Genomic DNA, 21,676 nt, shown 5'->3' with positions numbered 1-21,676 from the left:
TCTGACGAGGACCGAGACCTTCATCTTGGCACTCATTTGGCTTTGGCCGGATGGGTGCCTTTTTTTTTCTTGGCGCTAGCGTAGCGCCCCTTGGTTGCACCGCGCAAAAGCTTCGCCTATATAAGTGGAGTAATTTACTCCAGTTAAGAATCGTTCGCAACTGCGACGGAAAAGAACAATGCGCCTGTCCAACTTTGCCGATTATGCCGTGGTGCTGATGAGTGCCGCAGCCCGCCAGTGCGGGTCGGTGCCGATTCACGCCGCGATGCTGGCCGAACAAACGGGCATCCCGGGGCCGACCGCACAGAAGCTGGTGAGCGGCCTCGCGCGCGCCGGGCTGCTCGTCGCGTCGCGCGGCAGCGGCGGGGGTGTGCGGCTCGCGCGGCCCGCAGCGGCAATCAGCGTCGCCGACATCATCGAAGCGGTCGAGGGGCCGATCGCGCTGACCGCCTGCGTCGCCGAAGGGCGGCACGACTGCTCGCTCGAGGGCAGTTGCAAGGTGCAGCCGCATTGGGGCGTCGTGAACGGCGCGGTGCGCGGGGCGCTGGCAGAGATTAGTCTGGCGAGCCTGAGCGTCGCCCCCGTGAAGACGGGGGCCGCTGGACCCCCTGCCCCGACGCCGCAGAATGAAACGACAACGGCCCCCGCCTACGCGGGGGCGACGAGTTAGAGATATGACCGACAACACCGAACTTCCCGTCAAGGATCAGGCCGCGCATGATGCCGCGGCGAAGGTCGCCGATTATGAGCATGGCTGGTCGGCCGACATCGAGACCGACTTTGCGCCCAAGGGGCTGACCGAGGATACGGTCCGCTTCATCTCGGCGAAGAAGAACGAGCCCGAATGGATGCTCGACTGGCGGTTGAAGGCGTTCCGCCACTGGCAGACGATGGAGACGCCCGACTGGGCAAAGCTCAACGTGCCGCCGATCGATTATCAGGACGCTTATTATTACGCGGCGCCGAAGCCGAAGCCCAAGCTGAACAGCCTCGACGAGGTCGATCCCGAAATCCTCGAGGTCTATAAGAAGCTCGGCATCCCGATCGAGGAGCAGAAGGTGCTTGCGGGGGTCGAGGGCGCGCGCAAGGTCGCGGTCGATGCGGTGTTCGACAGCGTCAGCGTCGCGACGACCTTCCGCGAGGAGCTGAAGCGTGCGGGCGTGATCTTCCTGTCGATCTCCGAAGCGATCCGCGAATATCCCGAGCTGGTGAAGAAATGGCTCGGCAAGGTCGTGCCGATGCACGACAATTATTTTGCGACCTTGAACTGCGCCGTCTTCTCCGACGGCACCTTCGTTTACGTGCCCGAGGGCGTGCGCTGTCCGATGGAGCTGTCGACCTATTTCCGCATCAATGCCGAGAATACGGGGCAGTTCGAGCGGACGTTGATTATCGCCGACAAGGGGGCTTACGTCTCCTATCTCGAAGGCTGCACAGCGCCGATGCGCGACGAGAACCAGCTGCATGCCGCAGTGGTTGAACTGGTCGCACTCGACGATGCCGAGATCAAATATTCGACGGTGCAAAACTGGTATCCCGGCAACGCCGAGGGGCTCGGCGGCATCTATAATTTCGTGACCAAGCGCGCGCTTTGCCAGGGCAAGCGCAGCAAAGTGTCGTGGACGCAGGTCGAGACCGGCTCGGCGATCACCTGGAAATATCCAAGCTGCGTGCTGAACGGCGACGATAGCGTCGGCGAATTTTATTCGGTCGCGGTCACCAACAATTACCAGCAGGCCGACACCGGCACCAAGATGATCCACAATGGCAAGCGCACGCGCTCGACCATCGTTTCGAAGGGGATCAGCGCGGGCAAGTCGAACAACACCTATCGCGGCATCGTGCGGGTGGCGCCCAATGCCGAGGGGGTGCGCAACTTCACCCAGTGCGACAGCCTGCTTTTGGGCAGCACATGCGGCGCGCACACCGTCCCCTATATCGAGGTCCGCAACCCCACCGCGACCGTCGAGCATGAAGCGACGACGAGCAAGATCAGCGACGACCAGCTCTTCTACGCAATGCAGCGCGGGCTGGGGCAGGAAGAGGCGGTGGCGCTGATCGTCAACGGCTTTGCCAAGGAAGTGCTGCAGCAACTGCCGATGGAATTTGCCGTCGAGGCACAGAAGTTGCTCGGGATCAGTCTGGAAGGATCGGTTGGATAATGCAGAGGTTCGTCAAATCCGTCTTGCTCGGAGCAGGTCTGCTGGCTTTTACCGGCGGCGCTCACGCCGCGGCGCCGGCCAAAACCCTGCCCGAAGAGTTACAGGGCAATTGGTTTGAGGACGTCAATCACGCCATTCCCGTCTGTTCGAACGAAGATTCCGGCTTGCTTCAGGTCGAAGCGAAAGACTTCACCTTTCCCCTGCAAGTCGGCACGGTCATCGACGTTACCGAAGTCGAGATGAACCGCTACCGTGTCCACTTTTGGGAAGAATCCGCATCGGATGGACCAAAGCCGCCGTCGCCCGTCGAGCGCGTCCAGTTCTGGTCGCTCAGCCATGACGCGGAACATCTCTTTATTAGTGGCAATGGCATGTCGCTCGACCTTTTCCGCTGCCGCCCCCAGCCCACCGAATGAAGGCGCGCCCGCGCGCATTGAATTGATACGGACAAGACAGATCATGCTGACGATTGAAAACCTCCACGCTACCGTCGCCGACAAGCCGATCCTGAAAGGCCTGTCGCTCACGATCAATGCGGGCGAAATCCATGCGATCATGGGGCCGAATGGCGCGGGCAAGTCGACGCTCTCCTATGTCCTCGGCGGGCGGCCCGGCTATGAGGTCACCGACGGGTCGGCGACCTTCGACGGGCAGGATCTGCTCGAGATGGACCCGCACGAGCGCGCTGCGGCGGGCCTGTTCCTCGGTTTCCAATATCCGGTCGAGATTCCGGGCGTGTCGAACGTCCAGTTCCTGCGCGAAAGCCTCAACGCCCAGCGTAAGGCGCGCGGTGAGGAACCGCTGTCGGGCGGCGATTTCCTGAAGCTGGCACGCGAGAAGGCGGGGTTGCTGAAGATGGACATGGACATGCTCAAGCGCCCCGTGAACGTCGGCTTTTCGGGCGGCGAGAAAAAGCGCAACGAGATGGTGCAGATGGGCATCCTCGACCCCAAGCTCGCAATCCTCGACGAGACGGACTCGGGCCTCGACATCGATGCGCTGCGGATTGTCGGCGACGGGATCAATTCGATCATGCGGCGTCCCGACAAGGCGGTGCTGCTGATCACGCATTATCAGCGCCTGCTCGATTATGTGCAGCCCGATTTTGTGCATGTTCTGGCGGCAGGCCGGATCGTGAAGTCGGGCGGACCCGAACTCGCGCTTGAACTCGAACGCGAAGGCTATGCGGAGATCGCCGCGTGATTTTCGCCTTCGCCCTTTTCGCTGCTGCGCAGGCGCCCGAGCCGGTGCCCACCGACGAGGAAATCGTCGTGATTGCGCAGAAGCTGGACAGCCTCTCGGTTTATGTCGGCCGCGACGCCAAGGGGCGCTATCATTGCGATCTTAGCGAAAGCAGCGGCAATGCACGGCTCGACGCGCAGCTTTGCAAGACGAGCGCGGCCTGCGTGAAAAAGGGCGCATCGAGCCAGGCCGAGGTCAAGGCGTGCATCGACAAGCGCAAATTGACATTGCTCGCCGATTTCCGCCGCGAATGGGCGGAGCGCCGGCCATGACCGCCCTCCCCACCCGGCGCGACGAGGCGTGGCGCTATAGCGACATCGATGCGGTGACTGCGGCGTGGCCGCTGCCTGCGCCCGAGAGCATCATCGTGCCTGCGGGCGGCAGTTTTTCACGCGCGATCGTGCAGGATGCCGGTACGATCCATCAGATCGAAATGAGCGTCGGCAAGGGCGCTGCTGCCTCGCTGCATGTGCTCAACATCGGCGGCGCTTATGGCCGTATCGAGCTCGCGGTGACGCTGCACGAAGGCGCCGATTTCCATCTCGGCGCAGCGCAGATCGGCGGCGGCGAACAGAATCTCGAGATCGTCACCACCGTCACCCACGCCGAACCCGGCGCGACATCGCGGCAGGTGGTGCGGTCGGTGCTCGGCGGCACCGCGACCGGCACTTATCTCGGCAAGGTCGCCGTCGCACGCGATGCGCAGCAGACCGACAGCGCGCAGGATGTGAAGGCGATGCTGCTCGACCGCAGCGCGACCGCCAATGCCAAGCCCGAACTCGAAATCTTCGCCGACGATGTGAAGTGTGCGCATGGCTGCGCGATCGGCGAACTCGATGCGATGGCGCTTTATTACCTCCAGTCGCGCGGGCTGCCCCCGAGCGAGGCGAAGAAGCTGATGCTGCAGGCCTTCGTTGCCGGCGTGTTCGATGGTGCCGAGGATGCCGAACAGTTGCAGGCACTCGCGCTGGCGAAGCTGGGAGAATTGGTGTGACCACCGCGACCGCGCTCCGCGCCTTCCCCGACGTCCGCGCCGATTTTCCCGGCCTGACGCCCGGCTGGCACTATCTCGACACCGCAGCGACGGCGCAGAAGCCGCAGGCGGTGATCGACGCGACGGTGAACGCGATGGGCCGCGATTATGCGACGGTGCACCGCGGCGTCTATGCGCGCTCGGCCGATATGACGCTGGCCTATGAGGCGGCGCGGCGTCGGATTGCGGGCTTTATCGGCGCGAAGGAAGATCAGATCGCCTTTGTGCGCGGCGCGACCGAGGCGATCAATCTGGTTGCCTATTCGCACCCGAAGAAGGGCCGTGTGCTGCTGTCGGTGCTGGAGCATCACAGCAATATCGTGCCTTGGCAACTTGCCGGATGGCAGGTCGATGTGTGCCCGCTGACCGCCGATGGCCGCATCGACCTTGATGCCGCCGAAAAGCTGCTCACCCCCGAACATAATATGGTCGCCTTTGCACATGTCTCCAACGTACTCGGCAGCCCGCTCGACGTTGCGCGAGCGGCCGAGCTGGCGCACCGTGTCGGCGCCGAACTGCTGATCGACGGCTGTCAGGCGGTGCCGCGCCTGCCCGTCGACGTCGCGGCGCTCGGCTGCGACTATTATGTCTTCTCCGGCCACAAGCTTTACGGGCCAACGGGTATCGGCGTTTTGTGGAGCGACAAGCTCGACAGCCTGCCCCCGTGGCAGGGTGGCGGGTCGATGATCGACCGGGTGACGTTTGACAAAACAACCTATGCCCCCGCCCCCACGCGCTTCGAGGCGGGCACGCCCGCGATTATCGAGGCGATCGGGCTGGCGGCAGCGGTCGATTATGTCGAAGCGGTCGGTGTCGACGCGATCCACGCACATGAGGTCGCATTGGTCGGGACTTTGCGCGAAGCGCTGTCGCGCAAGAACAGCATCACCTTGTTCGGTCCTGAAAACAGCGCCGGAATCGTCAGTTTTGCGATAGCGGGGGTTCATCCACACGACATCGGCACTATCTTGGACGAAAGCGGGGTCGCGATCCGCGCCGGGCACCATTGCGCACAGCCGCTGATGGAGCATCTGGGCGTCGCCGCGACCGCGCGCGCGAGTTTTGGCGTTTACAGCAATGACGACGATGTCGCCGCCCTGATCGAGGGGCTGTCGCGCGTCGAGAGGATTTTCGGATGAGCGAGGACCGGATGATCAAGGTGGAGGAAGTCGAAAGCGTCGAAGCGCCGCCGAAGGCACGCGTCGCGGACGTGGAAACCGCGCCCGAAAAGCTGGAGCGCAAGCGCGATTATCTGGAAGGCTTCCTTGCGGCCAAGCCTGCGGCGGTCGAGCCCGGCGCAGTCGGCGGCGACCTGTATGAGGCGGTCATCAACGCGCTCAAGGATATTTTCGATCCGGAAATCCCGGTCAACATCTATGACCTTGGCCTGATCTATAATGTCGAGATCGACGAGGGCCATGTCGTCGTCACGATGACGCTGACGACCCCGCACTGCCCCGTCGCGGAATCGATGCCCGCCGAGGTTGAACTGCGCGTCGGCGCGGTTCCCGGGGTCGGCGATGCCGAGGTCAATCTGGTCTGGGATCCGCCGTGGTCGCCGGAGAATATGAGCGACGAAGCGCGGCTTGAGCTGGGGATGCTGTGAAACAGGCCCATATCAATTTTCCGTTCGCATCGAGCGAAGTCGAGATGCCCATCGGCTGTGCATGCCTTTGGGGTGTCTCGACTTCGCTCGACACGAACGGCGGAAGGAACGGATTGTGACTGAAACGAAGACCCGCACTCGCCCCGCTGCAGTCACGCTGACGCCCAATGCCGAGGCGCGCGTCGCGAAGCTGATGGCCGCCGCGCCCGAGGGCGCGATCGGCGTTCGGCTGTCCACCCCGCGCCGCGGCTGTTCGGGGCTCGCCTATTCGGTCGATTATGTCACCGAAGAGCAGAAGTTCGACGAGAAGATCGAGACCCCCGGCGGGGTTTTCTATATCGACGGCGCGTCGGTTCTCTATCTGATCGGCAGCATCATGGACTGGGTCGAGGATGATTTCGCCGCCGGCTTCGTGTTCGAAAATCCGAATGCCAAGGGCGCCTGCGGTTGCGGCGAAAGCTTCACCGTCTGAATCAGCGACAGACCGTCCAGCCGGCGGTCCGCGCCGCCATATCGAGGTGGAAATGGTCGGCGTGGGCAGCGTTATAATCGGGTGACAGCGTCGTACTAAACAGGCCGCACGCCCCGTCGCGGACCGCGTGCAGAAACTCTTCGCGTGCGCCGCCATCGTCCCAGTCGTTGCGCACCGAAACGCGCGTGCCGTCGGCCAATATGAAGGCCGATATGTCGATCGCATTGGCGGTCGAATGTTCGCTCTGTGTCTGCTGCCCCGCAATCCGGCGGCAGTTGTAACTGCCCAGATTTTCCAGCCGCACGACCTTTTTCCCGAAATAGCGTTCGGCGAGCGGCTGTACCGCATCGCGGTTCCACAGAGCCATGGCGGCAACGACCGCGCATCCGGGGGCTGCGCCTGCAGGCGCCATGGTGGGGACGAACTTGTTGCCGGTCAGCAGCATCCGCTGGCTCGCGCGGCACGTCCCCTGCCCCACCACGGGGCGGCGTATATAGCCGGCATCCGCGCGATCGAACGCCGCGAAACAGGCGGCATCGTCGCGCGCCAGCGCAGCGAGCTTGCGATGCGTCGCCCAGCCCTGTGGATGCGCGAGTTCGAACCGTGCGGTCGGGTTATGCTCGGGATGATCGCGCAGCCACAGCATCGTATAGACGGCGGCATAGCTCAGCAGCAGCGCGGCGACGAACCACAGCAAATAGGGACGGAGAGTCTTCATAGCTCCGCCATCGCCTGCCGCAATTTGCCGCCCGATGAAAGCCCCACGCGAAGCTGCGCGGGGCTGTTCGATCAGGATTGCAGAGGATTGCCCCTATTCTATCGCCGCTATTTTCCGGCCAATGGAACAAAACTCACCGTCAGTCCGTCCTTGGGGCGCGGGATCGGCAGGATCAGCCATTTGGGATCATAGCCCTCCGCCACGACGATGCGGTGGGTGGTGATGACATGGTGGAAGAAGATTTTCGCCTGCATATAGGCGAAATGCAGGCCCAGACACATGTGCGCGCCGCCGCCGAAGGGGACCCAGGCATATTTGTGGCGCGTACGCGCAACCTCGGGTGAGAAGCGCATCGGGTCGAACGTCTCCGGCTCTGGCCAATGTTCTTCCATCATATGGGTAAAGCCGGGGCTGACCCCGACGATCGTGCCAGCAGGAATGCGATAGCCGCCAAATTCGAAATCCTTGAGCGCGCGGCGCGGGAAACTCGGCACCGGGGGGACGAGCCGCAAGGCCTCCTTGAACGCCCATTCGGTCAGTTCGAGTTCGCCCAGACTATTATGCCCGACGCCCTCGCCCGCCGGCGCGACGGCCAGCATCTCTTCGCGCAGCTTGTCCTGCCATTCGGGGTGCTTCGCGAGTTGCCAGACAAGCGTGGTCACCGAACTGGTGATTGTGTCGTGGGCCGCCATCATCAGGAAGTTCATATGGTCGACGATGGCGCCAACACTCAGATATTCGCCATTCTCGTCGCGCGCGCGGCAGATCTGGCTGAAAATATCCTCGCCTTCGCCTTCGCGCCGTTCGGGCACCATGCGGCTGAAATATTCGACCAGATAGGCGCGCCCTTTGGCGCCGCGGCCCATAGCGGTGAAGGGCAAGGGCACGCGGACGATGCCGATCGACGCCTGCACCATGTCGACGAAGGCCTTGTTCACCTTGTCTGCCTCCGGCCCGAAGGGAATGCCGAGGAAGCTGGTCGCGGCAAGGTCGAGCGTCAGCTTTTTGATCGCGGGATAGAATTTGAAGGTCTTGCCGCTCCACGATGCGACGCGATCCTTGATTCCGGCGTTCAGTGATTCGGCATAGTGGCGCATCGGTTCGGGTTTGAACGCGACCGACAGCACCTTGCGGTCGGCACGATGTTTTTCGAAATCCATGAGCATCAGCCCGCGCGGGAAGAGCAGGTTGAGCACCGGCCCCCAACCCTGTTCGGACGAGAAAATCTTGTCGCGGTCGAACATCACCAGCTCGTTCGCGTCGGGTCCGTACATCCCGACGCTGCGCCCGCCCATGCTGTGATTGCGGAATACATGACCATATTTGGCCACCATGCGGCGCGAGAAGGCCGGGTAATCGCCCAATTGTTCCAGTGTGTTGCCGATCACCGGATAGCCATCCTCGCCCGGAATATGATCGAGCGCAGATTCGGGATTGAGCGGCAGCCAGTGCCCGGTCTCGGGACCGAAACGGGCTTCGGAAAAGGCAATCTTTGCAGGAGCGTTCATCGCGGCCAATCCTCTTTATCCTATGTCGACGACCAGCGTATCGAACTACTGACAGCGATGCAAGTAACGCATTTCACAGGTCGGCCCACCATTCACCGCAAATTCAACTCGACTCGGGCAATTTTACGCAATGATAAGCGGTCCGCTCCCGGACCGGATACAGGAGGGCTATGATGCCCAGTAATTTCAAACGTCCCCTCTCGATCGCGCTCGGCGCGCTGGCGACGACCGCGCTTGGCGGCTGTTATTATGGCGACGTCAATGGTGCGAGCTATGCCTCGGCTGGCGGTCGCTGCGGCGATTCCTATTATGATTATGATCCTTATGCCTATGACGACGGCTATGGCTATGACTGCTATGATGCGTCCGATTATGGCAGCGGCTTCATCCAGATCGGCTTTGGCGGCGGCTGGTACGATGATTATTACTACCCCGGTTACGGGACGTGGATGTATGATAATTATCGCAACCGCTATCCGTTGCGCGGCCAATATCTGAACTATTGGGGCGGCCGCCGCGCCTGGTGGAAACATCATGGCCATGACGGCAACCGCCCGGGCAATGGACGTCCCGACTACAACCGCCCGGGTCGCCCCGGACACGGGGGACAGCCGGGTGTTCGCCCGGAGCGTCCCGATCGCCCCGGCGCCGGAAACCCCGGCGGTGGCCGTCCACCTGTCGTCGGCCAGCCGGGTGTTCGCCCGGACCGGCCCAACCGTCCCGGCGCCGGAAATCCCGGCGGCGGCTGGCGGCCTCCCGTGGCTGGCGAGCCCGGTGCACGGCCCGACCGGCCGCATCGCCCCGGTGGCGGTCGCCCGCCAATTACCGGAAACCCCGGCGACGGTCGCCCACCCGTCGTCGGCCAACCCGGCGCGCGGCCCGACCGGCCCTATCGCCCCGGCGGCGGTCGCCCGCCGGTCACCGGAAACCCGGGTGGAGCCCGCCCGCCCGTCACCAGCCAGCCCGGCGCACGTCCGGACCGCCCCGCCCGTCCCGACCGTCCGGCAATCTCACGCCCCGAACGCAGCGATGGCACCAGAGCGATCTCGCGAACACCGCGTTCGAATGAGAGCAGACGGCCCGGTCAGGTTCGCAGCGACTAGGAAATGACGGCTCCGGACTGAATCGCGAGCAAAAGCGATTCAGTCCGGAGCGCCCGCTGCCAGCGGCTTGTCCTTGACGCCCGCCGATACCACGGTCGCGGCGACAAGATCGCCGATGACGTTCAGCACGGTCCGGCACATATCGAGGAAGCGGTCCACACCGAGCACCAGCCCGATGCCTGCTGGCGGCACACCCACCGATCCGAGAATCAGCGCGATCACCGGCAGCGAGCCCGCCGGGACCCCTGCGGTTCCGATGCCGCCGAGGATGCACACCAGCATCACGAAAATCTGCTGAGTCAGCGTCAGCTCGATGCCGAAAAATTGCGCGAGGAAGATGACCGTCACCCCCTCGAACATCGCGGTGCCATTCTGGTTTGCGGTGGCCCCGATGGTGAGCACGAAACGCGCGACGCGGTCGGGCAGGCGCAGCTGGTCGTGCGCGACGCGGAGCGAGGTCGGCAGCGTCGCGTTCGACGACGCGGTCGCAAAGGCCATCACAAACGCCTCCTGCGTCTCACGGAAAAAGGCGATGGGCGATTTTTTCGCGAGCGTCTTGAGGATGATCGGGAAGACCACGAACATCTGCAAACCGAGCGCGAGCAGGACAACGGCGACATAGGCCGACAAGCGGATGATCAAATCCCAGCCGAATTGCGCGGCGAGGTTGAACATGAAACAGAAGATCGCGATCGGTGCGAGCTGGATGACAAGGCCGATAAGCTTCATCGCGACCTCGAACACCCCTTCGACCACCGATTTCAGTGCGGCGGTCTGCGGCGTCTGGACGAGCATCAGCCCGATGCCGAAGAACAGCGCGAAAAACATGACGGCGAGCACGTCATTCTGGCTCATCGCGTTGAAGAAATTATCGGGGACGATTGCGACGAGCGCATCCATGCCGGTCTTCGCCTCGCCCGCCCGTTCGGTAATCGCCTTTGCGCCCTCAGCCCCCTCCGCGATCAGGGTGCGCGCGAGCGCGGGATCGACGCCCCCGCCCGGCCGGAGCAGGTTGACGACGAGCAGGCTGACCGCGACGGCGATCGACGACACGACGACCGTGTAGACGAGCGTGCGCAGCCCCACCGACTTGAGCGCCCGCATCTCGCCCATTTCGGCGACCCCGACGATCAGCGCCGACACCAGCAGCGGGATGACCAGCATGAACAGCAGGCGCAGGAAAATCTGGCCGATCGGCCCGGTGAGATAGGTGGTGACGCTTTCCACCCATCGCGCGTCGGCGGCGCCATAATGCACCGCCAACCCCGCGATCAGGCCAGCGAGAAAGCCGATCAGCATCCGCCATTGCAGCCGCTTCGCGCGCGCATCCTCGCCGCCCGCTATCGGCGTTATCATGCTCGCTTCGGCCATCGCACAGCTCCCTTGCTCGCCCCCAATGGGCGGCCGGAAAGCTGCGCCTTATGCTTTGTCGACCACCGGTTTTGTTTCATCCCCCGCCATATCATCACGAAGATCGAGCCCTCGGGTTCCATGATGCGGCGTATGGGCCGGGGCGTGCGGCCAGTCGGCGTCGGCGGCTTCGGGCACCTCGAGCATGCCTTCCCATTTGGCGATGACCGAGGTTGCGACCGCGTTGCCGACGACATTGGTCGCCGAACGCCCCATGTCGAGGAACTGGTCGATACCAAGGATCAACGCCACGCCTTCGACCGGAAGCCCGAATTGGGCCAGCGTTGCGGTGATGACCACAAGGCTTGCGCGCGGGACGCCCGCAATCCCCTTTGACGTCACCATCAGTGTCAGCAGGATCAATATCTGCGTCCCGATCGACAGATCGATGCCATAGGCCTGCGCGATGAAGAGCGTCGCGAAGCTCATATACATCATCGAGCCGTCGAGATTGAAGCTGTAGCCCAGCGGCAGGACGAAGCCCGAAACGCGGCGAGGGACGCCGAAGCGGTCGAGCTGTTCGAACAGCTTGGGCAGCGCAGCTTCGGACGAGGCGGTCGAAAAGGCGAGCAGCAGCGGTTCGACGATATAGCGCGCGAGCGTCAATATACGTTTGCCGAGGAAAAGCGCGCCAACGCCGAACAGGATCATCCACAGCAAGGCGAGGCCGAGGTAGAATTCGAGGATCAGGCGCAGGAAATCGAGCAGGATGCCAAGCCCGTTGACCGTGATCACCCCCGCGAGCGCGCCGAACACCGCGAAAGGCGCGAACAGCATCACATAGTTGGTGATCTGAAGCATCAATTCGCCGAGCAGATCGACGGCACGCACCAGCGGCGCGGCCCGCTCGCCCAGCGCCGACAGGCCGACCCCCGCGAAGATCGAGAAGATCAGGATCTGGAGGATATTGTTCGTCCCCATCGCCCCGAAGATCGATTCGGGAAAGATGTGGAGGACGAAGTCGCGCAGATTGAGCGCCGATGTCTTCACTTCGCCGATCTCCGCCATCGGCGTCAGCTCGAGCCCGATTCCCGGCTGAAGCAGGTTCACGAGCAGCAGACCCAGCGTGATCGACATGAAGCTGGCCCCGATGAACCAGAAAAGCGACTTCGCGCCGATCCGGCCGAGCGCCGCGCTGTCGCCCATATTGGCGATGCCCGCGACGATCGTCGCCAGCACCAGCGGCGCGATGATCATCTTGATCAGATGAAGAAAGACGTCGGGCAAAATCTTGAAATAGCCCGCGACCAACGTCGCAGCTTCCTTGTCCGCACCGAGCTGGGCGTGACCGATGGCTCCGGCGACGATGCCGAGCAACATGCCCACAAGAATGTATAAAGTCAGGCGTTTCGCCATGAAAAATGCTCCCCTGGTTCCGGGTTTCCCGGATCATATGCCGGGGGCGTAACAGCCACTCCCATCAGGAGCAATCGCGCGTTTCCATATGACGAGGGTCAGGGCGTCCAGAAGCTGAGCGCAAGAACCCCTGCGGTCCCGGTCAGAATATTGAGCGGGACGCCGATGCGGACGAAATCCATGAAGCGATAGTCACCGGCGGCATAGACCAGCGTATTGGTCTGGTAACCGACCGGGGTTGCGAAACAGGCCGAAGCCCCCAGCATCAGCGCGATGAGCAGAGGTTGCGGTGCGACGCCCGTGGCCTCGGCAATGCCGATGACCAGCGGCCCCATCAGCGCCGCGACCGCATTGTTGCTGAGCAGTTCGGAGAGGAGCAGTGCGGAGAAATAGACGATCGCAATCACCGCCCATCCCGGCGCATCCGTCAAGACCGGTTCGAGGGCGCCGACCATCAGTTCGACCGATCCCGCCTGTTCGAGCGCCGCACCGACAGCGAGCATCGCAAAGATCAGGATCAGCACGTCGCCGTCGATGCTGCCCCATGCCTCCGACGCATCGATACAGCGCGTGAGCAGCACGATCGATATACCGATAAAGGCCGCAACGCCGATCGACATGATGCCGGTTGCCGATGCCATAACCGCGCCGGCCATAACGAGCATCGCGATCCATGCCTTGCGGCGGCGGAAGGCGGTGACCGAAGCCATCGCCACACCGATCAGCCCGGTGTTCGCGCGCAAATGTCCGATATTGGCGTCGTCAGCCTCGACCAGCAGGCGGTCGGCGGCGCGGATGCGGTTTTCGGACAATGTCGGTCCCGGCAGGTGGCGGAACCGCGAGACCCCCAGGATGCGGACGCGCAGGCGTTGCAGGAACGGAATCTCGGCCAGCGGCCGGTCGATCGAACGATGATTGGGTGAAACCGTCACCTCGACCACCGTCGACTCACCCTCGGGACTTTCACCGAGGCCAATCCCGAAACGTCCCTCGCTGCGCAGCGTCATAAGCGCGGCACCGTCCAGCCGCGCAACAATCCGGTTTCCCGCCGCGAGACGATGATTTTGGGCCTCATTTCCGGAAAGCAGCCGCCCGCCCGCGATGACGCCGACGATTTGCGCTGGCGCGATCCCGATATTTGCGGCGTCGAGGGCCATGTCGATCGCGGCATCGCCTTCGAGAAGGCCAAGTTCGGTGAGGTAAAGCTGTTCCGCGCCGTCGGCCTTTTCGGCGATGCGCGGATAGTCGGACGGCAAGAATCGCGACATGATGAGGAGGCCGACGACGCCCGCCGCAGCGACCGCCAGTCCGTAAGGCGTGATATCGAACAGCCCGAAATGTTCGATCCCCGCCTGTTCGGCGATCCCCGCGACGACGAGATTGGTCGAAGTCCCGATCAGGGTCAGACAGCCACCGAGGACCGCGATCACCGACAGCGGCATCAACAGTTTCTTGGGCGATATGCCCAGCGCTTCGGCCAGCCGGAAACAGACGGGCATCATCACGACGACAAAGGGTGTGCTGTTGATAAAGCCGGAGACGAGCAACCCGCCCCCGAACACCTCAAGCACCGCAAGGCGCGGGTGCCGTTTGGCACGATCGACAACATAATTGCCGACCTTGTCGATCACCCCGGTACGGATCAGCGCGCCCGACAGGATGAACATCGCGCCCACCGTCAACGGCGCGCTGTTCGAAAAGACGCCATAAGCGCCCTTTTCGTCGAGCAGGCCGAGCGCGAGCATCGTGCCTGCCCCCGCAACCGCGACGACCGAGGGTGAGAAGCGTTCCCAGACAAAGGCCGCGAACATGCCCGCGAGCACGAACAGGCCGATAAACGCCTTTTGCTCCGCAATGAAAGCGGCGATGAACTCCACTAGGCCATCAACCGTTTTGCGCCCTGTGCAGCAGCTTGTGGTCGGCGAGCACCAGCGCCATCATCGCCTCGACCACCGGCGCGCCGCGAATACCCACGCACGGGTCGTGACGCCCCTTGGTAACGATGTCGGTCGCCTCGCCCGCCTTGTTGATCGTCGGGACGGGGGTCAGGATCGAACTGGTCGGTTTAAAGGCGACGCGGACGACGACGGGCTGGCCGGTCGAGATGCCGCCCGCAATGCCGCCCGCATTGTTCGACAGGAAATCGGGGCGGTTGCTGCCATCGGTCGCGGGGCGCATCGGGTCGGCATTTTCTTCACCACGAAGACGCGCGGCGGTGAAGCCGGCGCCGATTTCGACGCCCTTGACTGCGTTGATGCCCATCAACGCCGCCGCGAGGTCGGCGTCGAGCTTGGCATAGATGGGCGCGCCCCAGCCGGCGGGCACACCGCTGGCGGCGCATTCGATGACAGCGCCCAACGAGCTTCCCGATTTGCGCGCGGCGTCCATCAGCCCTTCCCAGCGTTGCGCCGCCGCAGGGTCGGGACAGAAAAAGGGATTGCGGTCGATTTCTTCGAGATCGAAATTCGCAGGGTCAATCGCATCGCCGCCGATTTCGGCGACCCAGGCGTGGATCTGCACCTCCGGGATCACCAGCCGCGCAACCCCGCCCGCAGCAACGCGCGCGGCAGTTTCGCGCGCGCTCGACCTGCCGCCGCCGCGATAGTCGCGGATGCCGTACTTGGCGTCATAGGCATAGTCGGCGTGGCCGGGGCGATAGGCCTGCGCGATTTCGCCATAATCTTTCGAACGCTGGTCGAGATTCTCGATCATCAGGCTGATCGGCGTCCCCGTCGTCTTGCCTTCGAAAGTGCCCGACAGAATGCGGACCTGATCGGGTTCCTGCCGCTGCGTCGTGTGACGCGACGTACCCGGACGGCGCTTGTCGAGGAACGGCTGAAGGTCGGCTTCGCTTAGCGAAAGGCGCGGCGGGCAACCGTCGACGACGGCACCGAGAGCGGGACCATGGCTTTCCCCCCAGGTGGTGAAGCGAAGAACGCGTCCGAAGCTGTTGAAACTCATATTCCTATCCCATCCGGCCGAACGCGGGTGCATAATCCGCGCGTCCGCCTAGCGGCCAGTCGGCTTCCTTGTCCAGCATCATGGCCATGAAATGCGGTCCGGCAAAGGGCGACGCGAAGCGCGCGCCCAGTTCGGGCGAATAGCCGAAGCGCGGATAATAGGCCTCGTGCCCCAGCACGAAGCTGATCGCCGTGCCCTCCTCGCGCAATTGGTCCAGCCCCGCGCGGATCAGGGCATCGCCGACGCCCTGCCCCTGACATTCGGGCACCACCGAGACCGGGGCGAGACCGGCGGCGGCAAGCGGCGCGCCATCGGCCTCGACGTTCATACGGCTGAACAGCACATGGCCGACGACTGCGCCGTCCTGTTCGGCAACCAGCGACACCAAAGCATCGCCGTCGGCATCGATCATCCGCACGAGTTCCGCCTCACCCTGATGGCCAAATTCCGTCCCGGCGAAGGCGGCACGAATGAGGGCGTCGATCGCATCAGCATCCCCCGCGCGTGCGGGTCGGATGACCAGTGCGTCAGACAAGCGCGATGTCCGGGGCGTCTTCCTGTTTCATGCCGACGGTGTGGTATCCGGCATCGACATGGTGGGTTTCGCCGGTGACGCCCGACGCGAGATCGCTGAGCAGATAGAGCGCCGAACCGCCGACATCGTCGATGGTGACGTTGCGGCGCAGCGGTGCATTATGCTCGTTCCATTTGAGGATCAGGCGGAAATCGCCGATGCCCGATGCCGCAAGCGTCTTGATCGGCCCCGCGGAAATCGCATTCACGCGGACGCCATCCGGGCCATAGTCGTTGGCGAGATATTTGACGCTGGTCTCGAGCGCCGACTTCGCCACGCCCATGACGTTATAATGCGGGATCACCTTTTCGGCGCCATAGTAGGACAGGGTCAGCATCGACCCGCCGCCCTTGCCAGTTTCGGGGTCGACCGGGGTCATCATCGCAGCCGCGCGCGCGGCGACGGCGGTGAAGCTGTAGACGCTGATGTTCATCGTCATCAGGAAGTCGTCGAGCGTGACGTCGGCATATTTGCCGCGCAGCGCTTCCTTGTTCGTATAGCCGATCGCATGGACGATGAAGTCGATCGTCGGCCAGCGCGCAGCGAGCGTCGCAAAGGCGGCGTCGAGATTGGCCATGTCGGACACGTCGCAATCGATCAGGAAATCGCAGCCAAGCTGGTCGGCGAGCGGCTTCACCCGCTTTTCCATCACCTCGCCCTGATAGCTGATTGCCAGTTCGGCGCCCGCACCATGCAAGGCTTTGGCAATCCCCCAAGCGAGCGATTTGTCATTGGCGAGGCCCATGATCAGCCCGCGCTTGCCCTGCATCAAACCTGTCATTCTAATTCTCCGGTATTCACGTCGTCGACGCGCCCAATAGCGTCATGGCCCAAATCCTCAACCTCGACGAGCGCGGCATTGAGTTCGGCGCCGATCACCATACCCAATCCGACGAGGTAGAAAAAGAACAGCGCGACCATCACACCCGCGAGGCTGCCATAGGTTGCGTCATAGCTGAGCAGGCTGGCGAGCAAGGGCGGCAACGCCAGCGTAACCCCGATCCACCACAGGGTGGTGAACAGCGCGCCCGGCCATTTCGGACAATTTTTGAGCTTGCGATATTTCGACGGCGTCAGCGAATAGAAGAGCAGGTAAATGGCGAGAAACAGCCCCAGCCCCGACACGGCGCGCGAAATCGCGACTGTCCACACCGCCTGAAATTGTTCGGGAAGCACCCGCCCGATAAATTGTTCGATCCCGACGATCAGCACCTGCATGCTGAACGACAGCAGCATCAGCACAACCGCGCCGGTGATGATCCCGATCGACAGCAGCCGGTAGTGGAAAAAGCCGCGACTGAAATGGGTGCCATAGGCGCGGCGCAAAATGTCGCGCACCGTTTCGATGAGACTGCCCACGGTCCACAGCGCAACGAAGGCGCCGAGCCACAGGAAAATCCCGGTGCGTGCGCTCATCACCTCGCGAATCGGCCCCGCCAGCGCCTTGGCGACGGTTGGCGGCATTGTCGAAAACACCGCCTCGATCGCGGCTTCGCCGCCAACGCTGCCACCCAGAAGGCTGAGGGCGGCCGCGAGCAGGATGAAGAAGGGAAAGAGCGCGATCAGCGCCAGATAGGCCAGATTGCCCGCGTGGATGAAGCCGTCGGTGTAGGTGCCGACGATGACCCGGCGGGCGACGTGAAAAATCCGCGTTCCGGGGCCGAGCCGCTCGCGGCTGCGATCGAGAACACCCTGCGCCCGCGCGCGCAAATGGATGCGCTTGGCGCGTTCGGCACGCGCCTCGGGCGAATGCGGCGAATGGCCCTCGGCCAGAAATTCCTGCCCGACTTCCTCGGTCACTTCGCGCGCCAGCGCGTCGGCCGCCGTTTTCCCGGCCGCCTTCGCTCTGGCATCGCTCCGTTCAGCCACGCATCACACGCCAAGGTCCGCGCGCACGGGGCGCACGTCGGTCCATTCGCCAACCAGCTTTGCGAGCGCGGCATCGTCGGCGGGCAGATCGACCATCAGGCGCACGAGCTGATCGCCGCGACCGCCGCTTTTCTGGCTGAAGCCCTTGCCCTTCAGGCGCATCACCTTGCCCGAGGTCGAGCCCGCAGAGATCGACAGCATCACCGGGCCATCAACGGTCGGTACCTTGACCTTCGCGCCCTGCACCGCTTCGTTCAGCGTCACGGGAAGGTCGAGGCGGATGTTCGCGCCTTCGCGGATGAAAAAGGGATGATCCTTGACCGAAATGGTGACGATGCCGTCGCCATGACCGCCCGGTCCCGGCTGCCCCTTGCCCGCAAGGCGCATCTGGGTGCCGGTTTCGACCCCGGCAGGAAGCTTGAGGTCGATCGTGCCGCCATCGGCGAGCGTGATGCGCTGCGGCGCCTGCGTCGCGGCGTCGATGAAGGACACGGCGAGGCGATAGGCGACATTGGCGCCCTTCTGCGGTGGCGCACTGCGCCCGCCAAAACCGCCGAAGCCGCTGGCTCCGGCACCGGCGGCACCACCACCACCCCGGCCGAACAGGCCTTCGAAAATATCGCCGAAGTCGGAACTTTCGTTACCGAAACCGCTGAATCCGCCGGGACCCGAACGCTGATCGCCGCGAAAACCGCCGCTGCCGCCATAGCCGAAGGGCATCGCCGGATTGCCGTCGCCGTCGATCTCGCCGCGGTCGAACTGCGCGCGCTTCGTCTTGTCGGACAAAATATCATAGGCCCGTGTGACTTCGGAGAATTTCTCCGACGCCTTGGGGTTGTCCTTGTTTTTGTCGGGATGCAATTGTTTGGCGAGTTTGCGATATGCGGTTTTGATTTCCGCTTCGCTTGCGCCTTTCGCGACGCCAAGAATGGAATAGGGATCTGCCATATTGTTCCTGTAGCCCGAATGTGACTGGACCGGGAAGGCCCGATTGCACGCGATGTGGGAATCGCCCCGCGACGGGTCAAGTTCAGGTGGCAATGGTGGCTCGACCGCGCCCGCTGCGCACGATATGACCGCGCATATGACAACCGATCCCTTTGCCCAGTTCGACAGCTGGTTCACCGAGGCCCGCGCCAGCGAACCCAATGATGCCAATGCGATGGCGCTCGCGACGACGACGGCGGACGGCCATCCGTCGCTGCGCATGGTATTGCTCAAGGGCCATGGCCCCGACGGTTTCATTTTCTATACCAACCTCGACAGCCGCAAGGGCGGCGAACTGGCGGCGAACCCGCATGTCGCGCTGCTCTTTCACTGGAAATCGCTGCGGCGGCAGGTCCGCATCGAAGGCCCGGTAACGCCGGTCGATGACGCCACCGCCGATGCCTATTTCGCGACGCGCAGCCGCGACAGCCAGCTTGGCGCCTGGGCGAGCGACCAGTCGCGCCCGCTGGACGCGCGCGCGACGTTCGAGGCGCGCTTTGCCGAGGTCGAGGCGCGCTTCGCGGGACAGGATGTGCCGCGCCCGCCGCGCTGGTCGGGCTGGCGCGTGACGCCCGCCGCGATCGAGTTTTGGCAAGACCGCGCGCATCGCCTTCACGAACGAACGCGTTTCGTCCGCGACGGCAATGGCTGGACCAGCGGGTTGCTTTACCCATGAGCGCGCAGCGCCGCCTGCCGATCAGCCGGGTCGACGCCTTTGCCGACCGTGCCTTCACCGGCAATCCTGCCGCGGTCATGCCGCTCGAAGAGTGGCTGAGCGATGGGGTGTTACAAGCGATCGCGGCAGAGAATAATCTGGCCGAAACCGCCTTTCTGATCCCCGACGAGAGCGACGACGCCGATTATGAGCTGCGCTGGTTCACGCCGACGGTCGAGGTCGCATTGTGCGGCCATGCGACGCTGGCGAGCGGGCATGTCCTGCTGACGGCGGCTCCCTGGCGGGGCGACATGCGCTTTCGTACCCGCAAGGCGGGCATATTGCGCGTCGCGCGAAACGGCGAAGAGCCGGGCTATCGCATGGAGCTGCCCGCCTATCCGCCATCCCCGAAAGCGCTTCCTGAAATCGTCGCCGCGCTTGGCGGCGATCCGGTCGAGACGCTGTGGCACGAGGGCGGCTATGCGCTGATCGTCTACCCGGACGCGGCGAGCGTGCGGGCGCTGGCGCCCGACATGCGCGCGTTGAAGAAGCAGGGCGACATGCTCGTCATCGCAACCGCACGCGGTGATGGAGATCCCTCGGGCGCGGATATCGTCAGCCGCGCCTTCGCGCCCGGTGCCGGGATCGACGAAGATCCGGTGACCGGATCGGCGCATAGCGTGCTGACACCCTATTGGGCGGGCAAATTGGGCCGCGATGGCTTCGCCGCCTATCAGGCGAGCATACGCGGCGGGCATGTCGGTTGCCGCCTTGTCGGCGATCGGGTCGAACTCGCCGGAACCTGCGTCACGACGCTGGTGGGCGACTTCCTGCTATAAAGCCTCGGTCAGATCGGCCAGATGCCGGCGCAGGGCCGGGAACTGGTCGTCCTTCGTGACCCCCAGCCGCACGATCGTCACCCGCTGCGACGGCGAGACGATGATATATTGCCCCTGATGGCCAATGCAGGCGAACAGGTCGTTCGGACCACGGTCGGGCCAGAGCGCGGGGATCGCGCCCGCCGGGCGCCGCCGGTTGAGCCAGATATGGCCGCCATAGCCCGCGTCATTGGCCGACGGCTTGAGCATGAAATCCATCCAGCTTTCGGGAAGCAGCCGCTGACCGTCGACGACGCCATGGTTGCGCAGAAACTCGCCGAACTTCGCATAGTCGCGCGCGGTCGCATGCATGATCGACCCGCCGATCATCGTCCCCTTTGCGTCGAACTCGGGGGTCAGGCTGGTCATGCCGAGCGGTTCGACCAGCCGCCCCTGAATAAACTCGCGCATCGCATCGCGCCGCGCCTCGGGGTTTTGCGACGGGGTCAGCGTGTCGGTGATGATGTCGGACAGGATGACGCTGGTCGCCGAGCTATAGTTGAACAGCTCATCGGGCTGCGCCGCGGCAGGCTTGGCCTCGGCAAAGCCCGCCATATCCTGCGCACCGCTGCCGAACAGCATCGCGACGGTATCGCCCTGCCACACCGGATCGCCATTTTCTGCATGCTCGATCCCCGAGGACATGTGGAGCAGATGCGCGAGGGTGATCGCGCCGCGTGGATCGCCGCTGCGCTGCCACGCCGCGACCGGCGCGGGGCCGTCGAGCGACAATTGTCCCCCGGCGACGAGGAAACCCGTCAGCACGGCGGTGATGCTCTTCGCCATCGACCAGCTGATCAGTTTCGTCTCGGGCCCGAAACCCGGCGCATAGCGCTCGTAGATCGGCTCCCCGCCGCGCAGCACATAAAGCGCGCGCGTCTGCCCGACTTCATCCTCATCGGCGAACAGCGCGTCGGCCTTCGCCTTGATCGCCGGGTCGAGCGCGGGCAGCGGCGGCAGCATGTCGCCCCGCATCGCATGATCGAGCGAAGCCCCCATTTTGGGTGCGGGAGACGCCGGTGCAATGCCGCCCTGCCCCGCCGCCTGGCTCAGCGACCAGCCCGCGAGCATCACGACCGCCGCACTTGCCAGCATGAGTTTTTTCGTGATCATGGTCCGGGTGAGTAACATCAACCCACCCG

At 63.8% G+C, this 21,676-nt stretch carries 23 protein-coding genes; 12 read left to right on the top strand and 11 right to left on the bottom strand.

Going from position 1 to position 21,676, the window contains the following annotated elements; genetic code table 11:
• The first annotated feature begins 178 nt into the window (after positions 1-178).
• The 9 genes from ACSYDV_RS10460 (at position 179) to ACSYDV_RS10420 (ending at position 6,515) form a co-directional block, all read left to right on the top strand.
• Positions 179-670 carry an RrF2 family transcriptional regulator gene (locus ACSYDV_RS10460; protein WP_438323752.1) on the top strand — a complete coding sequence of 164 codons (492 nt, stop codon included), beginning with the start codon at positions 179-181 and terminating at the stop codon, positions 668-670.
• Positions 671-674: 4 nt separating this feature from the next.
• Positions 675-2,162, top strand: a complete 1,488-nt coding sequence (sufB, locus tag ACSYDV_RS10455) for a Fe-S cluster assembly protein SufB (protein WP_438323751.1) — start codon at positions 675-677, stop codon at positions 2,160-2,162.
• Positions 2,162-2,578, top strand: coding sequence for a hypothetical protein (locus tag ACSYDV_RS10450; protein ID WP_438323750.1), 417 nt, complete (start codon positions 2,162-2,164; stop codon positions 2,576-2,578). Before sufB ends, ACSYDV_RS10450 begins: the two co-directional genes overlap by 1 nt.
• Positions 2,579-2,621: 43 nt before the next feature.
• Positions 2,622-3,365 carry a Fe-S cluster assembly ATPase SufC gene (gene sufC, locus ACSYDV_RS10445; protein WP_438323749.1) on the top strand — a complete coding sequence of 248 codons (744 nt, stop codon included), beginning with the start codon at positions 2,622-2,624 and terminating at the stop codon, positions 3,363-3,365.
• Positions 3,362-3,676: a hypothetical protein gene (locus tag ACSYDV_RS10440; RefSeq protein WP_438323748.1), complete on the top strand. Its 315-nt coding sequence runs from the start codon at positions 3,362-3,364 to the stop codon at positions 3,674-3,676. Before sufC ends, ACSYDV_RS10440 begins: the two co-directional genes overlap by 4 nt.
• Entirely contained in the window at positions 3,673-4,398 is a 726-nt protein-coding gene (locus ACSYDV_RS10435) for a SufD family Fe-S cluster assembly protein (RefSeq protein ID WP_438323747.1), read from the top strand. The genes ACSYDV_RS10440 and ACSYDV_RS10435 overlap by 4 nt, the downstream gene beginning before the upstream one ends.
• Positions 4,395-5,576 (top strand): aminotransferase class V-fold PLP-dependent enzyme, encoded by a 1,182-nt coding sequence (locus ACSYDV_RS10430; protein WP_438323746.1) that lies wholly within the window; start codon positions 4,395-4,397, stop codon positions 5,574-5,576. The genes ACSYDV_RS10435 and ACSYDV_RS10430 overlap by 4 nt, the downstream gene beginning before the upstream one ends.
• On the top strand, positions 5,573-6,043 hold the full coding sequence (locus ACSYDV_RS10425; RefSeq protein WP_438323745.1) for an SUF system Fe-S cluster assembly protein: 471 nt from the start codon (positions 5,573-5,575) through the stop codon (positions 6,041-6,043). Before ACSYDV_RS10430 ends, ACSYDV_RS10425 begins: the two co-directional genes overlap by 4 nt.
• 61 nt (positions 6,044-6,104) lie before the next feature.
• Positions 6,105-6,515 carry a HesB/IscA family protein gene (locus tag ACSYDV_RS10420; RefSeq protein WP_438323744.1) on the top strand — a complete coding sequence of 137 codons (411 nt, stop codon included), beginning with the start codon at positions 6,105-6,107 and terminating at the stop codon, positions 6,513-6,515.
• A 1-nt stretch (position 6,516) separates the two neighbouring features.
• Here ACSYDV_RS10420 and ACSYDV_RS10415 read toward each other — a convergent pair whose 3' ends face one another.
• Both ACSYDV_RS10415 and ACSYDV_RS10410 read right to left on the bottom strand, forming a co-directional pair.
• Positions 6,517-7,233 (bottom strand): extensin-like domain-containing protein, encoded by a 717-nt coding sequence (locus ACSYDV_RS10415; RefSeq protein ID WP_438323743.1) that lies wholly within the window; start codon positions 7,231-7,233, stop codon positions 6,517-6,519.
• 107 nt (positions 7,234-7,340) lie between these two features.
• A complete protein-coding gene (locus tag ACSYDV_RS10410) occupies positions 7,341-8,741 on the bottom strand; it encodes a cytochrome P450 (protein WP_438323742.1) in 1,401 nt (466 codons plus the stop codon).
• A 173-nt stretch (positions 8,742-8,914) separates the two neighbouring features.
• Between ACSYDV_RS10410 and ACSYDV_RS10405 the strand changes: the two genes are divergently transcribed.
• Complete coding sequence (locus ACSYDV_RS10405) at positions 8,915-9,844, top strand: hypothetical protein (RefSeq protein WP_438323741.1); 930 nt, start codon at positions 8,915-8,917, stop codon at positions 9,842-9,844.
• Between the two features lie 39 nt (positions 9,845-9,883).
• On the opposite strand, the gene ACSYDV_RS10400 is transcribed toward ACSYDV_RS10405, so the two are convergent.
• The 8 genes from ACSYDV_RS10400 to ACSYDV_RS10365 all read right to left on the bottom strand — a co-directional run bounded on the left by ACSYDV_RS10400 (position 9,884) and on the right by ACSYDV_RS10365 (position 18,962).
• Positions 9,884-11,215, bottom strand: coding sequence for a dicarboxylate/amino acid:cation symporter (locus ACSYDV_RS10400; protein WP_438323740.1), 1,332 nt, complete (start codon positions 11,213-11,215; stop codon positions 9,884-9,886).
• A 48-nt stretch (positions 11,216-11,263) separates the two neighbouring features.
• A complete protein-coding gene (locus ACSYDV_RS10395) occupies positions 11,264-12,610 on the bottom strand; it encodes a dicarboxylate/amino acid:cation symporter (protein WP_438323739.1) in 1,347 nt (448 codons plus the stop codon).
• Between the two features lie 98 nt (positions 12,611-12,708).
• Positions 12,709-14,487, bottom strand: coding sequence for an SLC13 family permease (locus tag ACSYDV_RS10390; protein ID WP_438323738.1), 1,779 nt, complete (start codon positions 14,485-14,487; stop codon positions 12,709-12,711).
• Between the two features lie 7 nt (positions 14,488-14,494).
• Positions 14,495-15,571: a chorismate synthase gene (aroC, locus tag ACSYDV_RS10385; RefSeq protein WP_438323737.1), complete on the bottom strand. Its 1,077-nt coding sequence runs from the start codon at positions 15,569-15,571 to the stop codon at positions 14,495-14,497.
• Positions 15,572-15,575: 4 nt separating this feature from the next.
• Positions 15,576-16,106, bottom strand: a complete 531-nt coding sequence (locus ACSYDV_RS10380; protein ID WP_438323736.1) for a GNAT family N-acetyltransferase — start codon at positions 16,104-16,106, stop codon at positions 15,576-15,578.
• Complete coding sequence (fabI, locus tag ACSYDV_RS10375) at positions 16,099-16,926, bottom strand: enoyl-ACP reductase FabI (RefSeq protein WP_438323735.1); 828 nt, start codon at positions 16,924-16,926, stop codon at positions 16,099-16,101. The genes ACSYDV_RS10380 and fabI overlap by 8 nt, the downstream gene beginning before the upstream one ends.
• Entirely contained in the window at positions 16,923-18,014 is a 1,092-nt protein-coding gene (locus ACSYDV_RS10370; protein ID WP_438323734.1) for a YihY/virulence factor BrkB family protein, read from the bottom strand. The genes fabI and ACSYDV_RS10370 overlap by 4 nt, the downstream gene beginning before the upstream one ends.
• Positions 18,015-18,017: 3 nt before the next feature.
• On the bottom strand, positions 18,018-18,962 hold the full coding sequence (locus ACSYDV_RS10365) for a DnaJ C-terminal domain-containing protein (protein ID WP_438323733.1): 945 nt from the start codon (positions 18,960-18,962) through the stop codon (positions 18,018-18,020).
• Between the two features lie 136 nt (positions 18,963-19,098).
• Between ACSYDV_RS10365 and pdxH the strand changes: the two genes are divergently transcribed.
• Positions 19,099-19,677 carry a pyridoxamine 5'-phosphate oxidase gene (pdxH, locus tag ACSYDV_RS10360; protein WP_438323732.1) on the top strand — a complete coding sequence of 193 codons (579 nt, stop codon included), beginning with the start codon at positions 19,099-19,101 and terminating at the stop codon, positions 19,675-19,677.
• On the top strand, positions 19,674-20,495 hold the full coding sequence (locus ACSYDV_RS10355; protein WP_438323731.1) for a PhzF family phenazine biosynthesis protein: 822 nt from the start codon (positions 19,674-19,676) through the stop codon (positions 20,493-20,495). Before pdxH ends, ACSYDV_RS10355 begins: the two co-directional genes overlap by 4 nt.
• Here the strand turns inward: ACSYDV_RS10355 and ACSYDV_RS10350 are convergent.
• Positions 20,490-21,665, bottom strand: a complete 1,176-nt coding sequence (locus ACSYDV_RS10350; RefSeq protein WP_438323730.1) for a serine hydrolase domain-containing protein — start codon at positions 21,663-21,665, stop codon at positions 20,490-20,492. The genes ACSYDV_RS10355 and ACSYDV_RS10350 overlap by 6 nt on opposite strands.
• Between the last annotated feature and the right edge of the window lie 11 nt (positions 21,666-21,676).

Origin of the sequence: Sphingopyxis selenitireducens (assembly GCF_051550705.1) — a bacterium.
Lineage (GTDB): Bacteria > Pseudomonadota > Alphaproteobacteria > Sphingomonadales > Sphingomonadaceae > Sphingopyxis.
Note: the sequence above shows the minus strand (reverse complement) of the source record. Positions and strands in the feature narration are given on the sequence as shown.

What these genes read in the sequence shown, in the direction of transcription:
- ACSYDV_RS10395 (WP_438323739.1), bottom strand. Translation starts at nt 12,610, where the DNA reads ATGGCGAAACGCCTGACTTTATACATTCTTGTGGGCATGTTGCTCGGC.
- ACSYDV_RS10405 (WP_438323741.1), top strand. Translation starts at nt 8,915, where the DNA reads ATGCCCAGTAATTTCAAACGTCCCCTCTCGATCGCGCTCGGCGCGCTG.
- ACSYDV_RS10415 (WP_438323743.1), bottom strand. Translation starts at nt 7,233, where the DNA reads ATGAAGACTCTCCGTCCCTATTTGCTGTGGTTCGTCGCCGCGCTGCTG.
- ACSYDV_RS10425 (WP_438323745.1), top strand. Translation starts at nt 5,573, where the DNA reads ATGAGCGAGGACCGGATGATCAAGGTGGAGGAAGTCGAAAGCGTCGAA.
- ACSYDV_RS10450 (WP_438323750.1), top strand. Translation starts at nt 2,162, where the DNA reads ATGCAGAGGTTCGTCAAATCCGTCTTGCTCGGAGCAGGTCTGCTGGCT.
- fabI (WP_438323735.1), bottom strand. Translation starts at nt 16,926, where the DNA reads ATGACAGGTTTGATGCAGGGCAAGCGCGGGCTGATCATGGGCCTCGCC.
- sufB (WP_438323751.1), top strand. Translation starts at nt 675, where the DNA reads ATGACCGACAACACCGAACTTCCCGTCAAGGATCAGGCCGCGCATGAT.
- ACSYDV_RS10350 (WP_438323730.1), bottom strand. Translation starts at nt 21,665, where the DNA reads ATGTTACTCACCCGGACCATGATCACGAAAAAACTCATGCTGGCAAGT.
- aroC (WP_438323737.1), bottom strand. Translation starts at nt 15,571, where the DNA reads ATGAGTTTCAACAGCTTCGGACGCGTTCTTCGCTTCACCACCTGGGGG.
- pdxH (WP_438323732.1), top strand. Translation starts at nt 19,099, where the DNA reads ATGACAACCGATCCCTTTGCCCAGTTCGACAGCTGGTTCACCGAGGCC.
- ACSYDV_RS10355 (WP_438323731.1), top strand. Translation starts at nt 19,674, where the DNA reads ATGAGCGCGCAGCGCCGCCTGCCGATCAGCCGGGTCGACGCCTTTGCC.
- ACSYDV_RS10460 (WP_438323752.1), top strand. Translation starts at nt 179, where the DNA reads ATGCGCCTGTCCAACTTTGCCGATTATGCCGTGGTGCTGATGAGTGCC.
- ACSYDV_RS10410 (WP_438323742.1), bottom strand. Translation starts at nt 8,741, where the DNA reads ATGAACGCTCCTGCAAAGATTGCCTTTTCCGAAGCCCGTTTCGGTCCC.
- ACSYDV_RS10420 (WP_438323744.1), top strand. Translation starts at nt 6,105, where the DNA reads ATGCCTTTGGGGTGTCTCGACTTCGCTCGACACGAACGGCGGAAGGAA.
- ACSYDV_RS10435 (WP_438323747.1), top strand. Translation starts at nt 3,673, where the DNA reads ATGACCGCCCTCCCCACCCGGCGCGACGAGGCGTGGCGCTATAGCGAC.
- sufC (WP_438323749.1), top strand. Translation starts at nt 2,622, where the DNA reads ATGCTGACGATTGAAAACCTCCACGCTACCGTCGCCGACAAGCCGATC.
- ACSYDV_RS10365 (WP_438323733.1), bottom strand. Translation starts at nt 18,962, where the DNA reads ATGGCAGATCCCTATTCCATTCTTGGCGTCGCGAAAGGCGCAAGCGAA.
- ACSYDV_RS10400 (WP_438323740.1), bottom strand. Translation starts at nt 11,215, where the DNA reads ATGGCCGAAGCGAGCATGATAACGCCGATAGCGGGCGGCGAGGATGCG.